Source organism: Halorientalis pallida (assembly GCF_004118325.1).
GTDB lineage: Archaea > Halobacteriota > Halobacteria > Halobacteriales > Haloarculaceae > Halorientalis > Halorientalis pallida.
The window spans coordinates 40,910-57,443 of record NZ_RDFA01000008.1; the positions used below are offsets into that span (position 1 = coordinate 40,910).

Below are 16,534 nucleotides of genomic sequence, written 5' to 3' on the forward strand. Positions count from 1 at the left end.
GCCGCCCAAAGAGGATTTCGACCCACACGCCGCTCGTGAGGTCGGCGGCGTGGAGAAAACGGGCCGTTCCGGACGCCTCGTCTCAGTCTTCGCAGCAGCCGCCGGCCTTCTGTCCGAAGTCGATCCGCAGGGGCTCGGAGATGGTCTCGTTGATCTCCTGGAGGTGGAGTTCGAGTTCGTTCTGTGCTTGCATGAACTCGGCCATCACGGGGATGTCGTGGAGTGCCTCCTGTTTCGCCTGCAGTTCGCGGAGGTCTTCCTGGGTCGCCTCACCGGTCTGCCGGGCGAGCATGAACTCCTCGCGGAACGATTCGAACTCCTGGATCTTCTCCTGGGCCTCTTCGTCGTTCTCGACGGCCTCTTTGGCCTCCTCGAAGCGCTGGTAGGCCGGGAGATCGGCGATCGCCTCGCCGAGGTCGCGGCTGAGCTGGTCGACTGTCGACTTGGCGGACTCGCCGGATTCCGTTTCGATGCTCATCACCCTGGGCTACGTTCTTCAGCGGTTTCAACCTGCCGAACCGTCAGCCCCCGGAGCCCCAGCAGCCGTGACCTCCCGTCGGTCCACGCCGCCGGCACCGAACGAAATTTAGTATCAGTATCGATATTTTGAGGGCTACTGATTTATTTCGATAGCAGAAATCGACTCCAAGGCGACATCAACGATGAAAAAAGTAGCTTCGTTCCGTAGCTCCCTTTTTTCTTTATTATTGATACTCGTATCTGTAGCCGTCGGCGTGACTCTCGTCGCGACTGCGGGTGTGGCTGGGGCTGCCGTCGGCGACGCGAACGCGACTGCTGTGGAGGGGCCCACGGTCGACACGACCGTCGAGCGGGTTTCCGGGACCGGGGTGCTGCGATACGACGTTTCGCTCAGCGGGCTATCCGAGTACGAGCGGGTCGAACTCGTCGTCGGACGGGACGCGACGGTCCTCGAGACGGATGGGACGACGGCCACGCAGCGTCACGGGCGGACGTGGTTGCAGGTCGGCGGTCAGCGTGGCGAAGCCACGGTCCGCATCCGAACCACCACTGCGGTGGCCGACCGACCCACCGACGGCGGTGAGTACGTCGCGGCCGACTCGTGGCTCCTGGGCCGGGTGCCGCTGGTCGAGCTCCGCTGGGCCGGGGCCGGCGGACCCGTCGAACGCCGGCGACTGTTCGATGACGTCCGGGGAACCTCGGAGCAGGTGACCGCGGGCGAGCGGTACGCGCTGGTCGGCACCCAGCGTCGCACGACCGTCGACACTGCCGACGGGAACGTCCGGCTCGTCAGGCCTGCCGGAACGACCCTCCGACCCGACGAGGACGCGCTCGCCGCGGCTCTCGGTGACGCCGCCGACCGACTCGACGTGGGTGACCGCGGCGACGAGGTAGTGCTGTTCGCGCTGGGGAGTCCGGCCCGACGTGGTGGGGAGTCGTTCCCGGTCCAGGACGAGGCGTGGATCAACGCCGACTCGCGGCTCGACGACCCCAACAGCGTCTGGCTCCACGAGTACGTCCACACGCGCCAGGACTTCCGCCTCGCGGCGGACATGCGGTGGTTCCGGGAAGCCAGCGCCGAGTACTACGCCGCGCGCCTGGCATACGAACAGGGGCGCATCGACAGGGCCGCGATGGAGACGCATCTGACCGGCACCCCGAAGGCCGCCGCCCTGACCGCACCGGGTACGTGGACCGATCCCCACGTGCCCTACACGAAGGGTGCGCGCGTCCTCGCGCTCGTGGACCGAAAGATCCGGCTCTCGACGGACGGCGACCGGTCTCTCGAGGACGTGTTCCGGCGCCTGAACGCCCACGAAGGGCCGGTTACCTACACTGACTTCGCCGACGCCGTCGCCGCCGTCGCCGGCCACCGGATGGACGGTTGGCTCGACCGCTACGTCGACGGGACCGCGCCGGTCGCGGGCTTCTATCCGGGCGGTCCCGAACGGCAGGGTGTCCTCGCTCCGCTCGTACAGGTGCTGGACGGAGCGGGAGCCGGGGCGGTGTTCCTCGCGCTGGCCGTCCTCCTGAGTGGCGTCGGGTCGGTCCCGCTGTATCGGTACCTCGACCGGGTCGAGTCGGACGGCCGCGACGAGCGGCCGGGGCGGCCGGTCTGAATCCTGGCTAGCGACTCCGGTATCCGAAAGCGTCGGCGTTTTACGCGCCCGGCGGTAACGCAGGTGCAATGAGTCAGGATTCGTCGGAGGGTTACTCGGAGGGAGACCTCCGGGGGACGGGAATGTCCCTGAAACACGACCGCGAGTGGGACTACGAACTCGACCGGATCACGGAAGCCGTCGCGGAACGCGACGCCGAGATGGTCGGGTTACAGTTCCCCGAGGGACTGAAGCGGCGCGCCAGCGCCGTCACCGACGACCTCCGTGCGGAGCTCCCCGAGGACGTGACCGTCATGACCTCGGGACAGCCCTGTTACGGGGCCTGTGATCTGGACACGTACATGATGCGCCGGACGGACGTGTTCGTCCACTTCGGGCACAGCCCGATGAAGGAGTCCGAGAAGATCATCTACGTGCCGCTGTTCTCGAACGTCGAGGTCACGCCGATCATGGACGAGTCGCTTTCGGAACTCGCCGATCCAGACGACGATCCGGACGTGGGGCTGGTGACGACGGCCCAGCACATGAACAAGTTCGAGGAGATGCGCGAGTGGCTCGAAGACCGGGGCTACGAGGTCCACACCCGCCGCGGCGACGAGCGACTGACCCACGAGGGACAGGTGCTCGGCTGTAACTACGCAAGCGCTGACGTGGACGCCGACCAGATCCTCTACGTCGGCGGCGGCAAGTTCCACCCGCTCGGCCTCGCGATGGAACACCCGGACAAACACGTCGTCATCGCTGACCCGGTGAACAACGCCATCACCGTCGCCGACCCCGAGAAGTTCCTGAAACAGCGCTACGCTTCGGTCCACAAGGCCATGGACGCCGAGGAGTGGGGCGTCATCTTCTGTACGAAGATCGGGCAGGGCCGCTGGGATCAGGCCCAGGAGATCGTCGACGACAACGACAACGCCTACCTCATCACGATGGACGAGGTGACGCCCGACCGGCTGACGAACTTCGGGTTCGACGCCTACGTCAACACGGGCTGTCCGCGGATCACGACAGACGACGGCCCCCAGTTCAAGAAGCCGATGCTCACGCCCGGCGAGTACGAGATCGCCATCGGCGAGAAACCGTTGGAGGAACTCTCCTTCGATACCTTCCACGGTACCTGGTGAGGCGCGGTGGGACGCGTCCGGGTGTGATCCTGCACCAGGACGGTCCCTATCGGGTACCGTCGCGTGTCGATGCCGCAAGCACTCGGCAGCGAGGTCGTGGCCGACCCGCAGAATGTCATTCAACCCCGGGGGTTCTGTTTTCGAACGTGTCACGCACGCCACTCGTCACGGTCGGAATCGTCGTGTGTGTCGCCTTCGGCGTCGCGGTGGTCCTGACGGCCGGGACCGCCCTCGTGGCCGCGGCGGGCCACATCGCCGGCGACATCGCCCTCGATTCCGCTCCCCCGGCCGAGCCGTCCGATAGCGTCGCCGACACCGGGAACGCGTCCGTCCCCGGCGTCGCCGAAAACGGGACCGCCAACATCTCCGGCGTCCTGGAATCCCACCGGAGCGCCCTCTCCAGTCGCGGCTACGTCGCGGTCACCAACGCGACCCGGCAGACCGACGGGTCCGTAGTCGCCGCACGGAACCTGTCCTTCCGGGTGTCCCCGAACGGGTCACAGCTGCTGGTCGTCGAGCGGAGCCTCGACACGCAGGGTGAGACCCGACGGGCCGCCGTCTGGGCCAACGACAGCCACCGGGTCACTCGGCAGTCGACGCCCGGTGACGACACCTTCACCGTCACCGGGCGCGTCCCCGTCACCCCGGTTCCGCCGACGACGGAGCCGTTCACCGCGGCCTTCAGTCGGGTCGACGGTGAGTTCGTCGTCACGGACTCGAAGACGGTCGACGGCCACCGGGTGGTGACCCTCGCGGCACCCCTCGAACGGTCGACCGACGGTGACGGCGAGGCTGGCACGTTGAACCTCCGGGTCGACGACCGCGGAATCGTCCGCAACGCCACCGTGACCCGCCCGACGGCCGACGGGACCGAACGGATGACGTACCGGCTCGTCGAACTCGGCGTCGACGACGTGCCACGGCCCGCCTGGACCGGCAACGTATCGGCGACTACCGACGAAGCGGACCAGAACGTGCCGAACGATCGAAGCGCGCCCGGGACCGCGGCCGCCGGTTGACGGAGGCGAAACCAGCTGTAGCCACCCCGCGAGCAGTCCGGGGTCGTTTCACAACGGAGCGATTGGGAGCCACGAAGACGACGGACAAGCCGGCAAGAGCGACTACCTCGCTGGCCGTTGCCGTGAGCGACGTGGTGCGCACAGTCACACTCGGCGTGGTCATCCTGCTCGCGGTCGGCGCGATGGCCACCATCGGACTCGGCGACGGTGGGCCGGACGCGACCGGAGACGCGCTGTCCCAACAGGCAACGCCCGACGAAACACCGACGGATGCCGACGGCGAGGCAGGTGCGACACCGCTCGACACCGTTCCAGAAGCCGTAGTCGACGACGGATCGCTGAACCTGACGGCGCTATACGAACGCCATAGCGAGGTGTTGCGGTCGGAGGGGTACCGTGTGACCGAGAACGTGACCGTCGACATGAACGGGACACTCAGTCACGGGCTGAACGAGACGGAGACCGCGAGTGCCGACAACCGGTCGCTGGTCGTCCGAAACGCGACGACGTTCGGCCGAGCCGTCCAGATGGAGGTCTGGACGACCGAGGACGAGCGGTTCGTCCGGGTGGAACGGGACGGGAACGTGACCTACCAGCGGCTGCCGACTGAGCCCGTGGGGCCACGCGGTGAGGGCGGTCCGCCCGGAGGAAACGGGACGGCGACCGGCGAGCGCCCCGGCCCGATGCCACAGCGCGGTCCCGGAGTGATGGGACCGGGGCAGGCCGTCCCTGGGGCGGTCCTCCTGGCACTCGAGAACGCGACCGGTGAGTTCACCGTCGCCGAGGAGCCGCTCCCCGAGGCCGACACTGGCGCCGAGAGCGTGACCCTGACGGCACCGATCGAACTGGCGGACCCGCGGTTCGATGCGAGCGGCAACGTTACGCTCGTGGTCGACGATCGGGGAGTGGTCCGGGCAGTGAACGGGGCCGTCGAGGCCGAACAGCGTACCGTGACGATGCGGTACGAACTCCGCGTCGAAGAGGTGGGCGTGCCGAGCGTCGAGGAACCCGACTGGCTGTCCGAGGCGCGGGACGAAGCGACGACGCCGGGGCCCGGTCCGGGGATGGGTCCCGGGCCGGGACCTGGACCGGGACCTGGGCGAGGACCAGGTACTGACCGCGGCCCCGGCGACGGCCCCGGTCCGGGACCGGGCGGCCCGTAACCTCGCGCGCTCAGAACGCGTCGTCGAGGTCGGCGGCGATGCTGCCGATGGCATCGTCGGCGGCGTCGACGACGCCGACCATGGTGGCGAAGCCATGGATCATATCCTCGTAGTGATCGAGCGTCACGTCGACACCCGCGTCTTCGAGGCGGTCGGCGTAGACCGTCCCTTCGTCCCGTAGCGGGTCGAACTCGGCGGTGAGGATCGACGCGGGCGGGACCCCCGAGAGGTCGTCGGCCAGCAGCGGCGCGAAGTACTCGTTGCGGAGGTGGATCTCGTCCTGGATGTACTGGTCGACGAACCACTCCATGCTCTCGGTTTCGAGGAAGTATCCCTCCGCGTTCTCCTCGTACGAGTCGAAGTCCGCGTCGAGGACGGGTGAACTCACGGCGGGGTAAATCAGCACCTGGTGTGCCAGTTCCGGGCCGCCCCGGTCCTGCACCGCGAGTGTGGTCGCGGCCGCGAGGTTCGCGCCGGCGGAGTCGCCCCCGACCGCGATCCGGTCGGTGTCGGCGTCGACGTGGTCGCCGTGTTCGGCCACCCACTCGACGGCGGCGTAAGCGTCCTCGACGGCCGCGGGGAAGGGGTGCTCGGGGGCGAGCCGATAGTCGACGGAGAGCACCGCGCAGTCGGCGGCGTTCGTGATCGAGCGACACAGCGCGTCGTGTGTCTCCAGGCTCCCGATGACGAAGCCGCCACCGTGGAAGTACACGAGTACGGGATGGGGGCCGTCGCCGTCGGGCTGATAGAGGCGGACCGGGAGTGCCCCGTCGGGCCCCTGAATCTCGAAGTTCTCGACGGTGGCCACGTCCTCGCCGCCACCCCGCATGGCGGCCATCGCTTCCAGCTGGTTGCGGGCCTCTTCGACCGATACTGCATACGTCGGCGGCACCGGCTGGTCGTCGATCATCTGCAACACGGCCTGTACCTGTGGATGGGGTTGGTCTGCCATACCGTGGCCCACGGATCCCGCCACTGTTAATCCTATCCCACATTGAGCTAACGTCGTAAACCGGACCGTCGTCCCCGGCCGCCACTGTTTCGCTGGTGTGCCGGAATGGGATTACTACGAAGCATACACAAACATTTTTCAATGAACGTAGCGTATTCCACGGTAGCGATGAGCACAGGTGTTCGCCGGGATGGCGGTCGGGGTGAGCGTTCCGTATGAGTACGAAGAGCGGGCTCGCACAGCGACTGGCGATCGTCGCGGGGTTCGAGAATCCGTCGGCGTCGCTGGAGCAGTACCGGACGCCGCCGGAGCTGGCGGCCCACCTGGTCCACACGGCGGACCTGCAGGGCGACGTCGAGCACCGGACCGTCGTCGACCTCGGGTGTGGCACCGGCATGCTGGCGCTGGGGGCCGCACTCCGGGGGCCGACGCGGGTCGTCGGGATCGACGTGGACCCCGCGCCGCTCGCCACGGCGACGGAGAACGAGCGGAAGGTGGCCTCGGCGTCGGCCGTCGAGTGGCTCCGCGCGGACGCGACCCAGGCCCCGATCTGTCCCGACGGCCCGACGACGGTCGTCATGAACCCACCCTTCGGCGCGCAGGCCGGCAACGAACACGCCGACCGCGCGTTCCTCGGAACCGCCGCCGAGATCGCCGACGTGTCCTACTCGATCCACAACGAGAACAGCGACGAGTTCGTCGAGGCCTTCGCCGCGGACGAGGGCGGCGAGGTCACCCACGCCTTCCGGGCCACCTTCGAGTTGCCGAACCAGTTCGACCACCACACCGACGAGTCCCGCAGCATCGACGCGGAAGTGTTCCGTATCCAGTGGGCCTGATCCGGGTCGCTGGACGACGAGCCTGCACGCGCCGGCCGAACCGCTATTTGCCTCGGTCGGCGAGAGCGACCACGGTCGCAGACCGCGACGTGGGACTCGATTTCGGCGAACTCCGGGCGGACTTCGAAGACGAATCGTACCCGCTCTCGAAGGCGGACCTGTTGGCGGCGTACGGCGACCGCGAGATCGGGACCGAATCCGGGACGAAGACGCTCGACGAGATCCTCGGGCCGGTCGGCGGCGAGACCTTCGACGGTCCCGACGCCGTCCAACAGACGGTCCTCACGATGGTCGGTGCGTCTGCCGCAGGCCGGACCGACTACTCCGACCGCAGAACCAGCCAGGACGAGTCGGAACAGGAGTCGTTTTGATGGTTAGGGCCGGCCCGCGATCCGGACGCGCGTGTCGTTCGTGATCGCGAACAGACTCCCGGAGGCCGTCCGGTTGAACCGCAGACCGCCGGCGGAGACGTTGGTGCCGACGGCGGGTACCGGTGTCTCGCCGACTCGCTCGCCGGCGGCGACCACGGCGAGGCCGAAGTCGCGTTCGGCGGGCGCGAGGACGATCCGACGCCCGGCGATTCGCGGCTGGACGGTCGACGGTCCGGACGTAAACGCCAGCCGCCGCGTGTCCTCGTGGGAGAGGTAGACCTTGTAGACGGAGTCGTTCCCGACGGGGTTCCAGGCGGTCCGGTTGGCTTCCACTCGCTCGTACCGGCCGGGACTCCCGAGAACGATCGTCACTGACTCTCTGACCGCCAGTTCCTGCTTGCCGACGATGGTGTAAAATACCTCGCGGGATCCGCTCGTGACGACGACGCCACTGGTGTTGACCTGGCCGCCGTCCCCGAAGGGCCCGACGGCGAACGACGAGGTGTACTCGTCGGTGATCCCCTCGGCGTAGGTGACCTCGTAGCCGTCGACGCTGATCTCGCCGTCGACGCCGTCGTCGAGGACGAACAGCCCCGTCCAGACGGCCGTCAGCGAGAGCGCGACGACGACGGCCCCGAAGACGATACCAGCCAGTTCCCTGGTTCGCAGGTCTGCCGTCACCGACCGGTCGGAGAAGGGCAGGTCGATGCTCGACAGCAACGTTCGGTCACCGTACTCGCCGATACCGCCCGCGATCAGGGCGGCCAGCAGGAAGATCACGGCGACGCCGACGGCCCGGTAGAGGACGAACCGGCCGCCGGGGACGGGCGTGTACAGTTGCCAGAGCCCCTGCAGGACGGCGAACAGCAGCGTCGCGAACCAGAGGCGCGCCGGCCCGGGCAACCGATCACGGCGCACGGCCAGGTACCCACCGAGCGCGACACCGAGGAGGAAGCCATAGAGATGGCCTTGGATCGCGATGTTGGCCCAGCCCGGTGCCACGAACACCTCTCGTGCGCGCGAGATGGTGAATGGATCCCCGACCGCTCGAACCGCGAGGTTGACGATGCGCGCGCCGAGGAACACGAGGATCGACGCGATGGGGTAGGAGACCAGCGCGAACCCGGCGATGCCGAACACGACGCCGGAGAAGCCGATGGTCGGGCCGAACGAGAACACGCCGGATACCAGACCGACCACGACGGCGGCGGCCGGGACCGCGAGAATCCGGACGAACGGGTTGTCCCGGAGCCGCGCGAACGACTGGCTCCCCCGGGACCGGGGGAAGTGACCCCAGGCGTACTCGGCCACGGGCATGAACGTCAGCGTCCCGACGAGGTTGGACGTGACGTGGTTGAGCCCGGAGTGGGCGAACGGCGACGAGAGAACGCCGAGCGGGTAAAAGTACGACCAGCTGACGAAGGGGATCATGAGCGGCTGCCGCGGGTGCTGGTACCCGGCCTGGACGACGAGATAGAACGCCGCCACGCCGCCGACGGTCAGCAGCGTCCCCCACGGGACCCCGAGGACGAATCGGCGTCGGAGCGCGTGGGCCCAGCGGCCACGCGGGCGCTCGAACCTGAGTGTGACACCCAGCGAGAGCAACACCGACACCAGCACCACGCCGGCCCAGAGCCACCACGGAATCGACTGTAACAGCCCAATCTGCAGGACGCCGGGCGACATACCCGGAGTCTCGGCCGCGTCGCGTTTAGGCCTACCGGACCCGTCAGAATCGCGGCAGGTTCGTCAACTCGCCCTCGGGGACGTTCTCCTCCTCGAAGGCCTCGCGCGCGATGGATCGCTTGTGGACCTCGTCGGCCCCGTCGATGATGCGGAACGCACGCACCGACTCGTAGAAGTCAGCAAGCGGCAGGTGCCGGGAGATCCCCGCGCCACCACAGGCCTGCAGTGCCAGGTCGATGGTCTCCTGCACCACGTTCGCAGTGTAGTACTTGCTCATCGCGACTTCGATGCGGGCCTGTTCGCCGCGGGCGATCTTCTCGGCGGCGTGTCGGACCATCGTCCGCGCGGCGTGCAGTTGCGTCTCTTTTTCGGCGATGGCGAACCGCTGGGCCTGTTTCTCGGAAAGTTGGCTGCCGAAGGCCGACCGGTCCTGCATGTACTCTTTGGCGATGCCCAGCGCGCGCTCGGCCATTCCCGAGAAGCGCATGCAGTGGGTCAGCCGGGCCGGGCCGAGCCGTTCCTGCGAGATGGCGAAGCCCTGGTTCTCCGGACCCAGCAGGTTCTCTTCGGGTACACGCACGTCGTCGTACCGAATCTCGGCGTGGCTCTCCTCCATCAGCGACTGGCCCAAGTGGGGCGTCGGCTCGACGACTTCGACGCCGTCGGTGTCCATGGGAACCAGGATGATCGACGTGCCCTCGTAGGGGTGGGCGTCCATGTCGGTCCGGGCCATCACGAGCAGGAGGTCGGCCTCGTCGCCCTGTGTGGTCCACCACTTGTGGCCGTTGATGACCCACTCGTCGCCGTCTTTCTCCGCCGTGGTCTGCATCATCTTCGGGTCCGAGCCGGCACCCTGCATCGGCTCGGTCATCGAGAAGCCCGAGCGGATCTCACCAGCCACGAGGGGTTTCAGCCACTCCTCCTGCTGTTCGTCGCTCCCGAACATCTCGAGGGTGTGCATGTTCCCCTCGTCGGGCGCGTCGACACGCATCGCGGCCTGCCCGAGCAGGCTCTTGCCCGCCTCCTCGAACAGTGGCAGGACGTCACGGAAATTGTACCCGCCGCCGCCGAACTCCTCGTCGATCTGGGGGCAGAAGATCCCCTTCTCCTGAGCACCCGCCCGCAGGTCCTCGATCTCCTCGTGGGGCACCGGCCCGTCACCGAGGTACTCACGCTCGACCGGAATGACCTCGTTCTGGACGAACTCGTGGGCTTTCTCCCGAAGCGCCGCAGCCGTGTCGGAATCCTCGTACTCGACTACCATACGACCCCTTACGAACACAACATTGTAAAACATCCCCCAGCCGTGACAGCACGACACACGGCAACCTCCGGTTCAGATCCCCTCATGGCCGGCCGCCCGCGGTGGCAACCCCCACTTATTCATACGTGGACCGCAATCGGGCTAACAATGTTAGCGTTCACTGGTGTCGCGTCCGGGGTGACGGCCCCGTGACTGACGATAGCGAGACGTACTTCGACCGCATCGTCGACGAGGAGCAACTGGCCGACTACCTCGAAGCCGAACTCGGCCCCGTCGAGACCTACGACGTGGCCCACCACCAGGAGGGACACTCCAACGAGACGCTCTTCGTCACCTGGGGTGACCAGGGGCTGGTCATCCGGCGGCCGCCGCCGGGCGAGACTGCGGACAAGGCCCACGACGTGCTCCGGGAGTACAAGGTGGTCGACGCGCTACAGGACACGGACGTTCGTGTGCCGACGACCGTGGCCGCGACCGACGATCACGACGTCATCGGTTCGGAATTCTACGTGATGGAACGCGAGGAGGGCACCGTCCTGCGGGCCGAGGAACCCGAGCGATTCCAGAACGCGGACGCGCGCCGGCAGGTCGGCGCGGAACTCGTCGACCGGCTGGCCGAGATCCACGCGGTCGACTACGAGGCCGTCGGGCTGGGCGAGTTCGGGTACCCCGAAGGGTTCGCCCAGCGCCAGGTCAAGCGCTGGAGCGAGCAGTTCGAGTGGGCCTTCCAGGTCACGACCGAGGAGCGGGAGGTCCCGGTCGTCCGCGACGTGATGGAGTGGCTGCAGGCAAACGCCCCCGAGGACCATCCCGAGACGCTGGTCCACGGCGACTACAAGCTCGACAACGTGATGTACGCGCCCGCGGACGACCCCGAGATCGCCAGCATCTTCGACTGGGAGATGTCAACCCTCGGTGACCCGCTCACCGACCTGGGCTGGATGCTGTCGTACTGGTGGGACGCGAAAGACCCCGCCCCGCCCGAATCGACGGACACACTCTCGACGACGTTCATGGCGAACGACGACTACATGACCCGCCAGGAACTGGTCGCCCGCTACGAGGACGCGACTGGCTTCGAGTTCGAGCACGAGCGGTTCTACCGCGCGCTGGCGGTATACAAACTCGCCGCGCTCGGCGAGATGTTCTTCCGCCGGTTCCTGGAAGGCAACAGCGACGACCCGATGTACCCGAAGATGCGCGAGGGCGTCCCCGCGCTGGCCGACCGCGCCCAGCGGATCATCGACGGCGAGGAACCGCTGTAGCGGCTCAGTCCGGCCGCTCGATCCGGAAGCGATCCTCGGTACTCGCGTAGTAATTACCTGCCAGTCGACCGACTGCGTCGACCTTCCGGACGTCGACTTTACCCTCGGTCGTCACGTCGTCGTCGACGTGTGCCAGCACGATCTCGCCGAGGATCATCGTCCCGACGCCGACGTCGACCACGTCGTACAGTTCACACTCGAAGGCGATGTCGGCGTCGGCGACTCGCGGCGGCGTGACCTTCTCGCTCTCGACGCGCTCCAGTCCCGTGTGGTCGAACTCGCTCTCCTCGGGCGGGAGCGTCGCGCTGGTCTCGTTCATCCGTTCGGCCAGCGGTCGAGTGACCACGTTGTGGACGAACTCGCCGGTGTCGACGACGTTACGAGCCGAGTCTTTCAATTCGTCGGGCCCCTTGTTCGCGGGCGAGAACATAACTACCGGCGGCTCGACGCTGACCACGTTGAAGTAGCTGTAGGGGGCGAGGTTGTCGACGCCGTCATCGCTCGTCGTCGAGATCCAGCCGATGGGGCGGGGGACGACCGCGCCAGTCATCGTGCGATACAGCGACCGGTCGTAGGTTTCGGGGTCGATCTGCATGTTGGGGTGGGTGGAACGTCGGAACCCAGGAGCCCGACCCCTCTAATCCTGCCGCTTCAGACCAGACCCACGCCGACGGCGTAGGGCCACTCGACACTGCCCAGCGCGAGGAAGACGAGCGCCCCGGCGAGCATGGCGACGTTCTTGAGAAAGTTGATCATCTCGTCTTGCTGGTCCGCCTCGGCGGCCGCCCAGAAGTCGTGCATCGTCGGCGTCGCCACGAGCAGGAAGGCCGCGAGCGCGCCCGCACCCACGACCGGATAGGCCCCGAGCGCGATGGCGAGGCCGCCGAACAGCAACAGCCCGCCGCTGAACGGGACGGCCAGTCCGGGGAACGGAATCCCCTTGAACTCGGCGTAGGGGACCATCTCCTCGCCGTTCAGCAGATGGGTGAGTCCCATGAACGCCAGCACAGCGCCGAACAGTACCCGGGCGAGCAAGAGCGCGACGCCGGCGCCGACGGTGTCGAACACCATCAGCGCAGCACCTCCGTGACCGAGAGCAGTTGCGTTTCGATACCCGGTTTCACTTTGATATCTGATTTCATCGCAGTATCTGGTAACAATGCGAACCTATATATTCGTTCCCGGACAGTACTGTTAGTAGGTGACATCGATGACAGCGGAAGACAATCCCGACGCCTGCCCCATCGTGCGGTCGATCGAGCAGATCGGGTCACAGTGGCGGCTCGTCGTCCTGCACGACCTCCGGGAGGGGGAGAAGCGGTTCAACGAACTCAAGCGGTCGACCGGCGCGAGTTCCCGGACGCTCTCGCGAGTGCTCGACGACCTCCAGGAGATGGGGTTCGTCTCGCGCCGACTCGAAGAGGATGCACCGGTGGCGACGTTCTACACGCTGACTGACAAGGGCGCGTCGCTGTGCCCAGTGTTCGACGAGATCGAGACCTGGGCCGACGAGTGGCTGGCTCCAGAGACGGACCCCGAAACCGAGCCCGCCACCGCAGACTGATCCGTTCGGCCGTGACCGACGACACGAGCGACGACCGCGACATCGAGATGATCGTGGCCTACGTCCGACCGAAACGGCTGAACGAAGTCAAGCAGGCGCTGGCGGAAGTCGGCGCGCCATCGCTGACGGTCTCGAACGTGCGCGGGCGCGGTAGCCAGCCCGCCAAGAAAGGGCAGTGACGCGGCGAAGAGTACACCGTCGATCTCCACGAGAAAGTGAAACTCGAGTGCGTCCTCGCAGACGTGCCCTGGTCGGCAGTCGCGGAGGCGATCTGTGACGCCGCCTACACCGGCGAGACGGGCGACGTGACGGTGTTCGTTCTCGACGTGGCCGAGGCCTACCAGATCCGGACGGGCGAGCGCGGCCCCGACGCGGTCTGAGCGGTGCAGGAACGGACTACTCGTAGTTCTCCGGGTACGCGTCGGCCAGCAGTTCCGGCCGGTCGGTCAGGCGCTCGCGGATCGGCGCGATGGCTTCGTCGACGTAGCCCGCGGCGGCGTTCTTGAGGTCCTGCGGGTGGAGCTCACCCTCGACGTAGGTCGCTTCGAGGTCGTCGTAGTCCTCGAACGCGAGGTCGCCGCCGTACTCCTCGGGGCGTTCGACGACGAATGTCTCCTCGCGCTCCTCGAGGATCGGGAAGATCAGGAAGCGGACGTACTCCAGCACGCCGTTGTCCTCGACCTCGCCCTGCGGGCAGTACGCGCCGTCGATCTTCTCCTCGACCTGTTCGGGGTCGTCGGTGAGGTTGATCTTCGAGGTGGCGTCTGAGGCGCTCATCTTCCCGCCGGAGAGACCCGAGAGCAGGGGGGCAAACAGGCAGACCGGGGCCTCGCCGCCGTGGTCGGGGAGGATCTCGCGGCCGAGCATGTAGATGCCCCGCTGGTCGATCCCGCCGTAGGCGATGTCGGCGTCCAGCGCCTTCACGTCGAGATTCTGCATCAGCGAGTAGATGAGCCCGCCGAGGTTCGGGCTCTCGCTCTCGCGGACGACCTCGCTGCCGGCCCGCTGGGCGCGGGAGACGGTGGTCTCGGCGGCCATCCGGTACATCTCCATGGTGTACTCCTCGTCGAGCTGGAAGTCCATGCCACGGACGAAGTCGATGGATTCGGGGTCGCCGCCGGCCGAATCGAGCATCGCGCGGATCGACTCCTCGTAGTACTCGCTGCGGGCGTCCAGCAGGTCCCACGGGCTCTTCTCGCTGTCGAGGTGGGCGTGCAGGTCGGCGATCAACACCGTGACGTCGACGCCGGCGCGCTGGAAGTCCGCGAGTTTCCGGATCGTCGTGAAGTGGCCGATGTGCATCTCGCCGGTGGGGGCGTAGCCGATGTACGCCGTCGGCTCCCCGTCGAGCAGTTCCTCCAGTTCGTCCTCGGTGACGACCTCCTCGGTGTAGCGCGTCAGGAGGTCGAGACGGTCGGCCGTGTTCATACCTCCGAGTCCCGGTGCCGGCGATTAAAACCTTGTCAGTCGCGTCGGTCGCGAGTCGAATTCGGATGGAACAGACACAAGCCAGTCGATCCCTTACGGACAACTATGTACACGGGGAAGACGGAGAAGCCCTGTTGCCTGTGTGGGAACCCCGACACCGAGTCGCGGCTGGACCTGCCGCCTCGCGCCGTCCAGCAACTCGACAACAGCGGGCCCATCGCCTGGCAGGACATCGTGGGGGAAGTGTCGATCTACTTCTGTGAGAGCGACTGGGAGACCGTCGTGGATCTCGTCCTCGACGCCGGGATGAGCCCGCTCTCGCGATGCAACGCCGCTCGCGCGGACTTCGACCTCCGCGAGGACTTCGAGGCGCTGCTGAACGACGTACGGGACGAACCCGACCAGCGACCGCTGGAACGGGAGATGCGCGAGGAGAGTCGCCGCGTGATCGAGGAGTACGAGGACGACGACCACGTCGAGGTCAGTGATCTGGTCGAGGCCCGTGTCATCACCTGGGCGCTCGAAGACCTCTCGGCCGACGACGCGGTCGCGGCCGACGACTGAGCGGTCGCCCTCAGGGCCCCGACCAGTCCGCCGTCAGTGCGCGTGGTCGTGCTCGTGTTCGTGGTCGTGTTCCGGCGTCGACCGCTCGATGGAGAGGCCGCGACGGTGAACGATGCCCTGCATGTCGGCGGCTTCGCCGGCGAACTCACGGAGGGCGTCGCCCGTTTCGGACTCGTCGTCGAGTACTGTGGGTTCGCCGTCGTCGCCACCCTCGCGGACGCGGGGGTCGAGCGGGATAGATCCGAGGAAGGGCATGTCGGACTCGTCGGCGAACTCGCGGCCGCCGTCCTCGCCGAAGATGTGGTGCTGTGAGCCACAGTCGGGACACTGGAAGGAGGCCATGTTCTCGACGATGCCGAGGACGGGCGTGTCGTGTTTGCCGAACATCTCCAGCCCCTTGCGAGCGTCGTCGACGGCGACGTCCTGTGGGGTCGTGACGATCACCGCGCCCGTGACCGGGACGGTCTGGAGCATGCTGAGCTGGGTGTCGCCCGTCCCCGGCGGGAGGTCGATCACCATGTAGTCGAGCGCGCCCCACTCCACGTCCTCCCAGAGCTGGGTGAGGACCTTGTGGACCATCGGGCCGCGCCAGATGACGGGGTCGTCCTCGCCGACCAGGAAGTCCATGCTCATCAGCTTCATCCCGAACTTCTCGACCGGGACGAGTTTCTCGTCTTTGGTGGCCTTGGGGCGTTCCTCGGCGGCGACCATCCGCGGGACGTTGGGGCCGTACACGTCGGCGTCGAACAGACCCACGCGGGCACCCATCTGGGACAGACCAGCGGCGAGGTTGACAGCGACGGTACTCTTGCCCACCCCGCCCTTCCCCGAAGCGACGGCGATGATGTTCTCGACGTTGGGCAGGACCTGTTCCTCGGGATCGATGCCGCTGTCGACGGCCGCCGAGAGGTCGACGTCGAGGTCGGTGTCGGCCAGCACCTCGCGCACGTCGTTGGCGATGGCCGTCTCTGTCGGGGAGTACGGTGCCCCGAGTGCCAGCGAGATGTGGACCGTCTCGCCGTCGACGGTGATGTCGTTGACCAGCCCGAGTGAGACGATGTCGTCGCCCAGGTCGGGGTCGGTCACGTTCCGGAGCCGGTCCCGGATGTCGGCTTCGTTCATACCCCCACTGAGGGGCCGGCGCGGCGATAAGGATTGTGAACTCGGGAACCAATCAGGGGCGAGTGTAACTACTA

Annotated in this window: 17 protein-coding genes and 1 pseudogene; 10 read left to right on the top strand and 8 right to left on the bottom strand. The window is 67.1% G+C overall.

Going from position 1 to position 16,534, the window contains the following annotated elements; all coding sequences use genetic code 11:
• Nucleotides 1-82 precede the first annotated feature (82 nt).
• Nucleotides 83-478, bottom strand: a complete 396-nt coding sequence (locus tag EAF64_RS18350; protein WP_129070438.1) for a YlbF family regulator — start codon at nt 476-478, stop codon at nt 83-85.
• Nucleotides 479-758: 280 nt separating this feature from the next.
• Between EAF64_RS18350 and EAF64_RS18355 the strand changes: the two genes are divergently transcribed.
• The 4 genes from EAF64_RS18355 (at nt 759) to EAF64_RS18370 (ending at nt 5,405) form a co-directional block, all read left to right on the top strand.
• Nucleotides 759-2,099: a hypothetical protein gene (locus EAF64_RS18355; RefSeq protein WP_129070439.1), complete on the top strand. Its 1,341-nt coding sequence runs from the start codon at nt 759-761 to the stop codon at nt 2,097-2,099.
• Nucleotides 2,100-2,167: 68 nt separating this feature from the next.
• Nucleotides 2,168-3,223 (top strand): diphthamide biosynthesis enzyme Dph2, encoded by a 1,056-nt coding sequence (gene dph2 / locus EAF64_RS18360; protein WP_129070440.1) that lies wholly within the window; start codon nt 2,168-2,170, stop codon nt 3,221-3,223.
• Between the two features lie 146 nt (nt 3,224-3,369).
• Entirely contained in the window at nt 3,370-4,242 is an 873-nt protein-coding gene (locus EAF64_RS18365) for a hypothetical protein (protein ID WP_129070441.1), read from the top strand.
• Between the two features lie 134 nt (nt 4,243-4,376).
• Nucleotides 4,377-5,405, top strand: coding sequence for a hypothetical protein (locus EAF64_RS18370; protein ID WP_129070442.1), 1,029 nt, complete (start codon nt 4,377-4,379; stop codon nt 5,403-5,405).
• A gap of 10 nt (nt 5,406-5,415) precedes the next feature.
• On the opposite strand, the gene EAF64_RS18375 is transcribed toward EAF64_RS18370, so the two are convergent.
• Nucleotides 5,416-6,357 carry an alpha/beta hydrolase gene (locus EAF64_RS18375; protein WP_129070443.1) on the bottom strand — a complete coding sequence of 314 codons (942 nt, stop codon included), beginning with the start codon at nt 6,355-6,357 and terminating at the stop codon, nt 5,416-5,418.
• 215 nt (nt 6,358-6,572) lie between these two features.
• Here EAF64_RS18375 and EAF64_RS18380 point away from each other — a divergent pair, with 215 nt between their 5' ends.
• Entirely contained in the window at nt 6,573-7,196 is a 624-nt protein-coding gene (locus EAF64_RS18380) for an METTL5 family protein (RefSeq protein ID WP_129070444.1), read from the top strand.
• An 89-nt stretch (nt 7,197-7,285) separates the two neighbouring features.
• A complete protein-coding gene (locus EAF64_RS18385; RefSeq protein WP_129070445.1) occupies nt 7,286-7,567 on the top strand; it encodes a DUF5789 family protein in 282 nt (93 codons plus the stop codon).
• Between the two features lie 3 nt (nt 7,568-7,570).
• On the opposite strand, the gene EAF64_RS18390 is transcribed toward EAF64_RS18385, so the two are convergent.
• Together EAF64_RS18390 and EAF64_RS18395 are read right to left on the bottom strand one after the other, a co-directional pair.
• A complete protein-coding gene (locus EAF64_RS18390; RefSeq protein ID WP_129070446.1) occupies nt 7,571-9,253 on the bottom strand; it encodes a rhomboid family intramembrane serine protease in 1,683 nt (560 codons plus the stop codon).
• 43 nt (nt 9,254-9,296) lie between these two features.
• Complete coding sequence (locus tag EAF64_RS18395; protein ID WP_129070447.1) at nt 9,297-10,517, bottom strand: acyl-CoA dehydrogenase family protein; 1,221 nt, start codon at nt 10,515-10,517, stop codon at nt 9,297-9,299.
• 188 nt (nt 10,518-10,705) lie between these two features.
• Between EAF64_RS18395 and EAF64_RS18400 the strand changes: the two genes are divergently transcribed.
• Complete coding sequence (locus EAF64_RS18400) at nt 10,706-11,782, top strand: phosphotransferase family protein (protein ID WP_129070448.1); 1,077 nt, start codon at nt 10,706-10,708, stop codon at nt 11,780-11,782.
• A 4-nt stretch (nt 11,783-11,786) separates the two neighbouring features.
• Here EAF64_RS18400 and EAF64_RS18405 read toward each other — a convergent pair whose 3' ends face one another.
• Both EAF64_RS18405 and EAF64_RS18410 read right to left on the bottom strand, forming a co-directional pair.
• Entirely contained in the window at nt 11,787-12,377 is a 591-nt protein-coding gene (locus tag EAF64_RS18405) for a flavin reductase family protein (RefSeq protein WP_129070449.1), read from the bottom strand.
• Between the two features lie 56 nt (nt 12,378-12,433).
• Nucleotides 12,434-12,853: a DoxX family protein gene (locus EAF64_RS18410; RefSeq protein ID WP_129070450.1), complete on the bottom strand. Its 420-nt coding sequence runs from the start codon at nt 12,851-12,853 to the stop codon at nt 12,434-12,436.
• A gap of 139 nt (nt 12,854-12,992) precedes the next feature.
• On the opposite strand from EAF64_RS18410, the gene EAF64_RS18415 reads away from it, so the two are divergent.
• Both EAF64_RS18415 and EAF64_RS18420 read left to right on the top strand, forming a co-directional pair.
• A complete protein-coding gene (locus EAF64_RS18415; RefSeq protein ID WP_129070558.1) occupies nt 12,993-13,346 on the top strand; it encodes a winged helix-turn-helix transcriptional regulator in 354 nt (117 codons plus the stop codon).
• Nucleotides 13,347-13,393: 47 nt separating this feature from the next.
• Nucleotides 13,394-13,726: pseudogene (locus EAF64_RS18420) on the top strand (P-II family nitrogen regulator).
• Nucleotides 13,727-13,742: 16 nt separating this feature from the next.
• Here the strand turns inward: EAF64_RS18420 and EAF64_RS18425 are convergent.
• A complete protein-coding gene (locus EAF64_RS18425) occupies nt 13,743-14,774 on the bottom strand; it encodes a tyrosine--tRNA ligase (protein WP_129070451.1) in 1,032 nt (343 codons plus the stop codon).
• 105 nt (nt 14,775-14,879) lie between these two features.
• On the opposite strand from EAF64_RS18425, the gene EAF64_RS18430 reads away from it, so the two are divergent.
• On the top strand, nt 14,880-15,338 hold the full coding sequence (locus EAF64_RS18430) for a hypothetical protein (RefSeq protein WP_129070452.1): 459 nt from the start codon (nt 14,880-14,882) through the stop codon (nt 15,336-15,338).
• Between the two features lie 33 nt (nt 15,339-15,371).
• Here EAF64_RS18430 and EAF64_RS18435 read toward each other — a convergent pair whose 3' ends face one another.
• On the bottom strand, nt 15,372-16,460 hold the full coding sequence (locus EAF64_RS18435; RefSeq protein WP_129070453.1) for an Mrp/NBP35 family ATP-binding protein: 1,089 nt from the start codon (nt 16,458-16,460) through the stop codon (nt 15,372-15,374).
• Nucleotides 16,461-16,534: the final 74 nt, after the last annotated feature.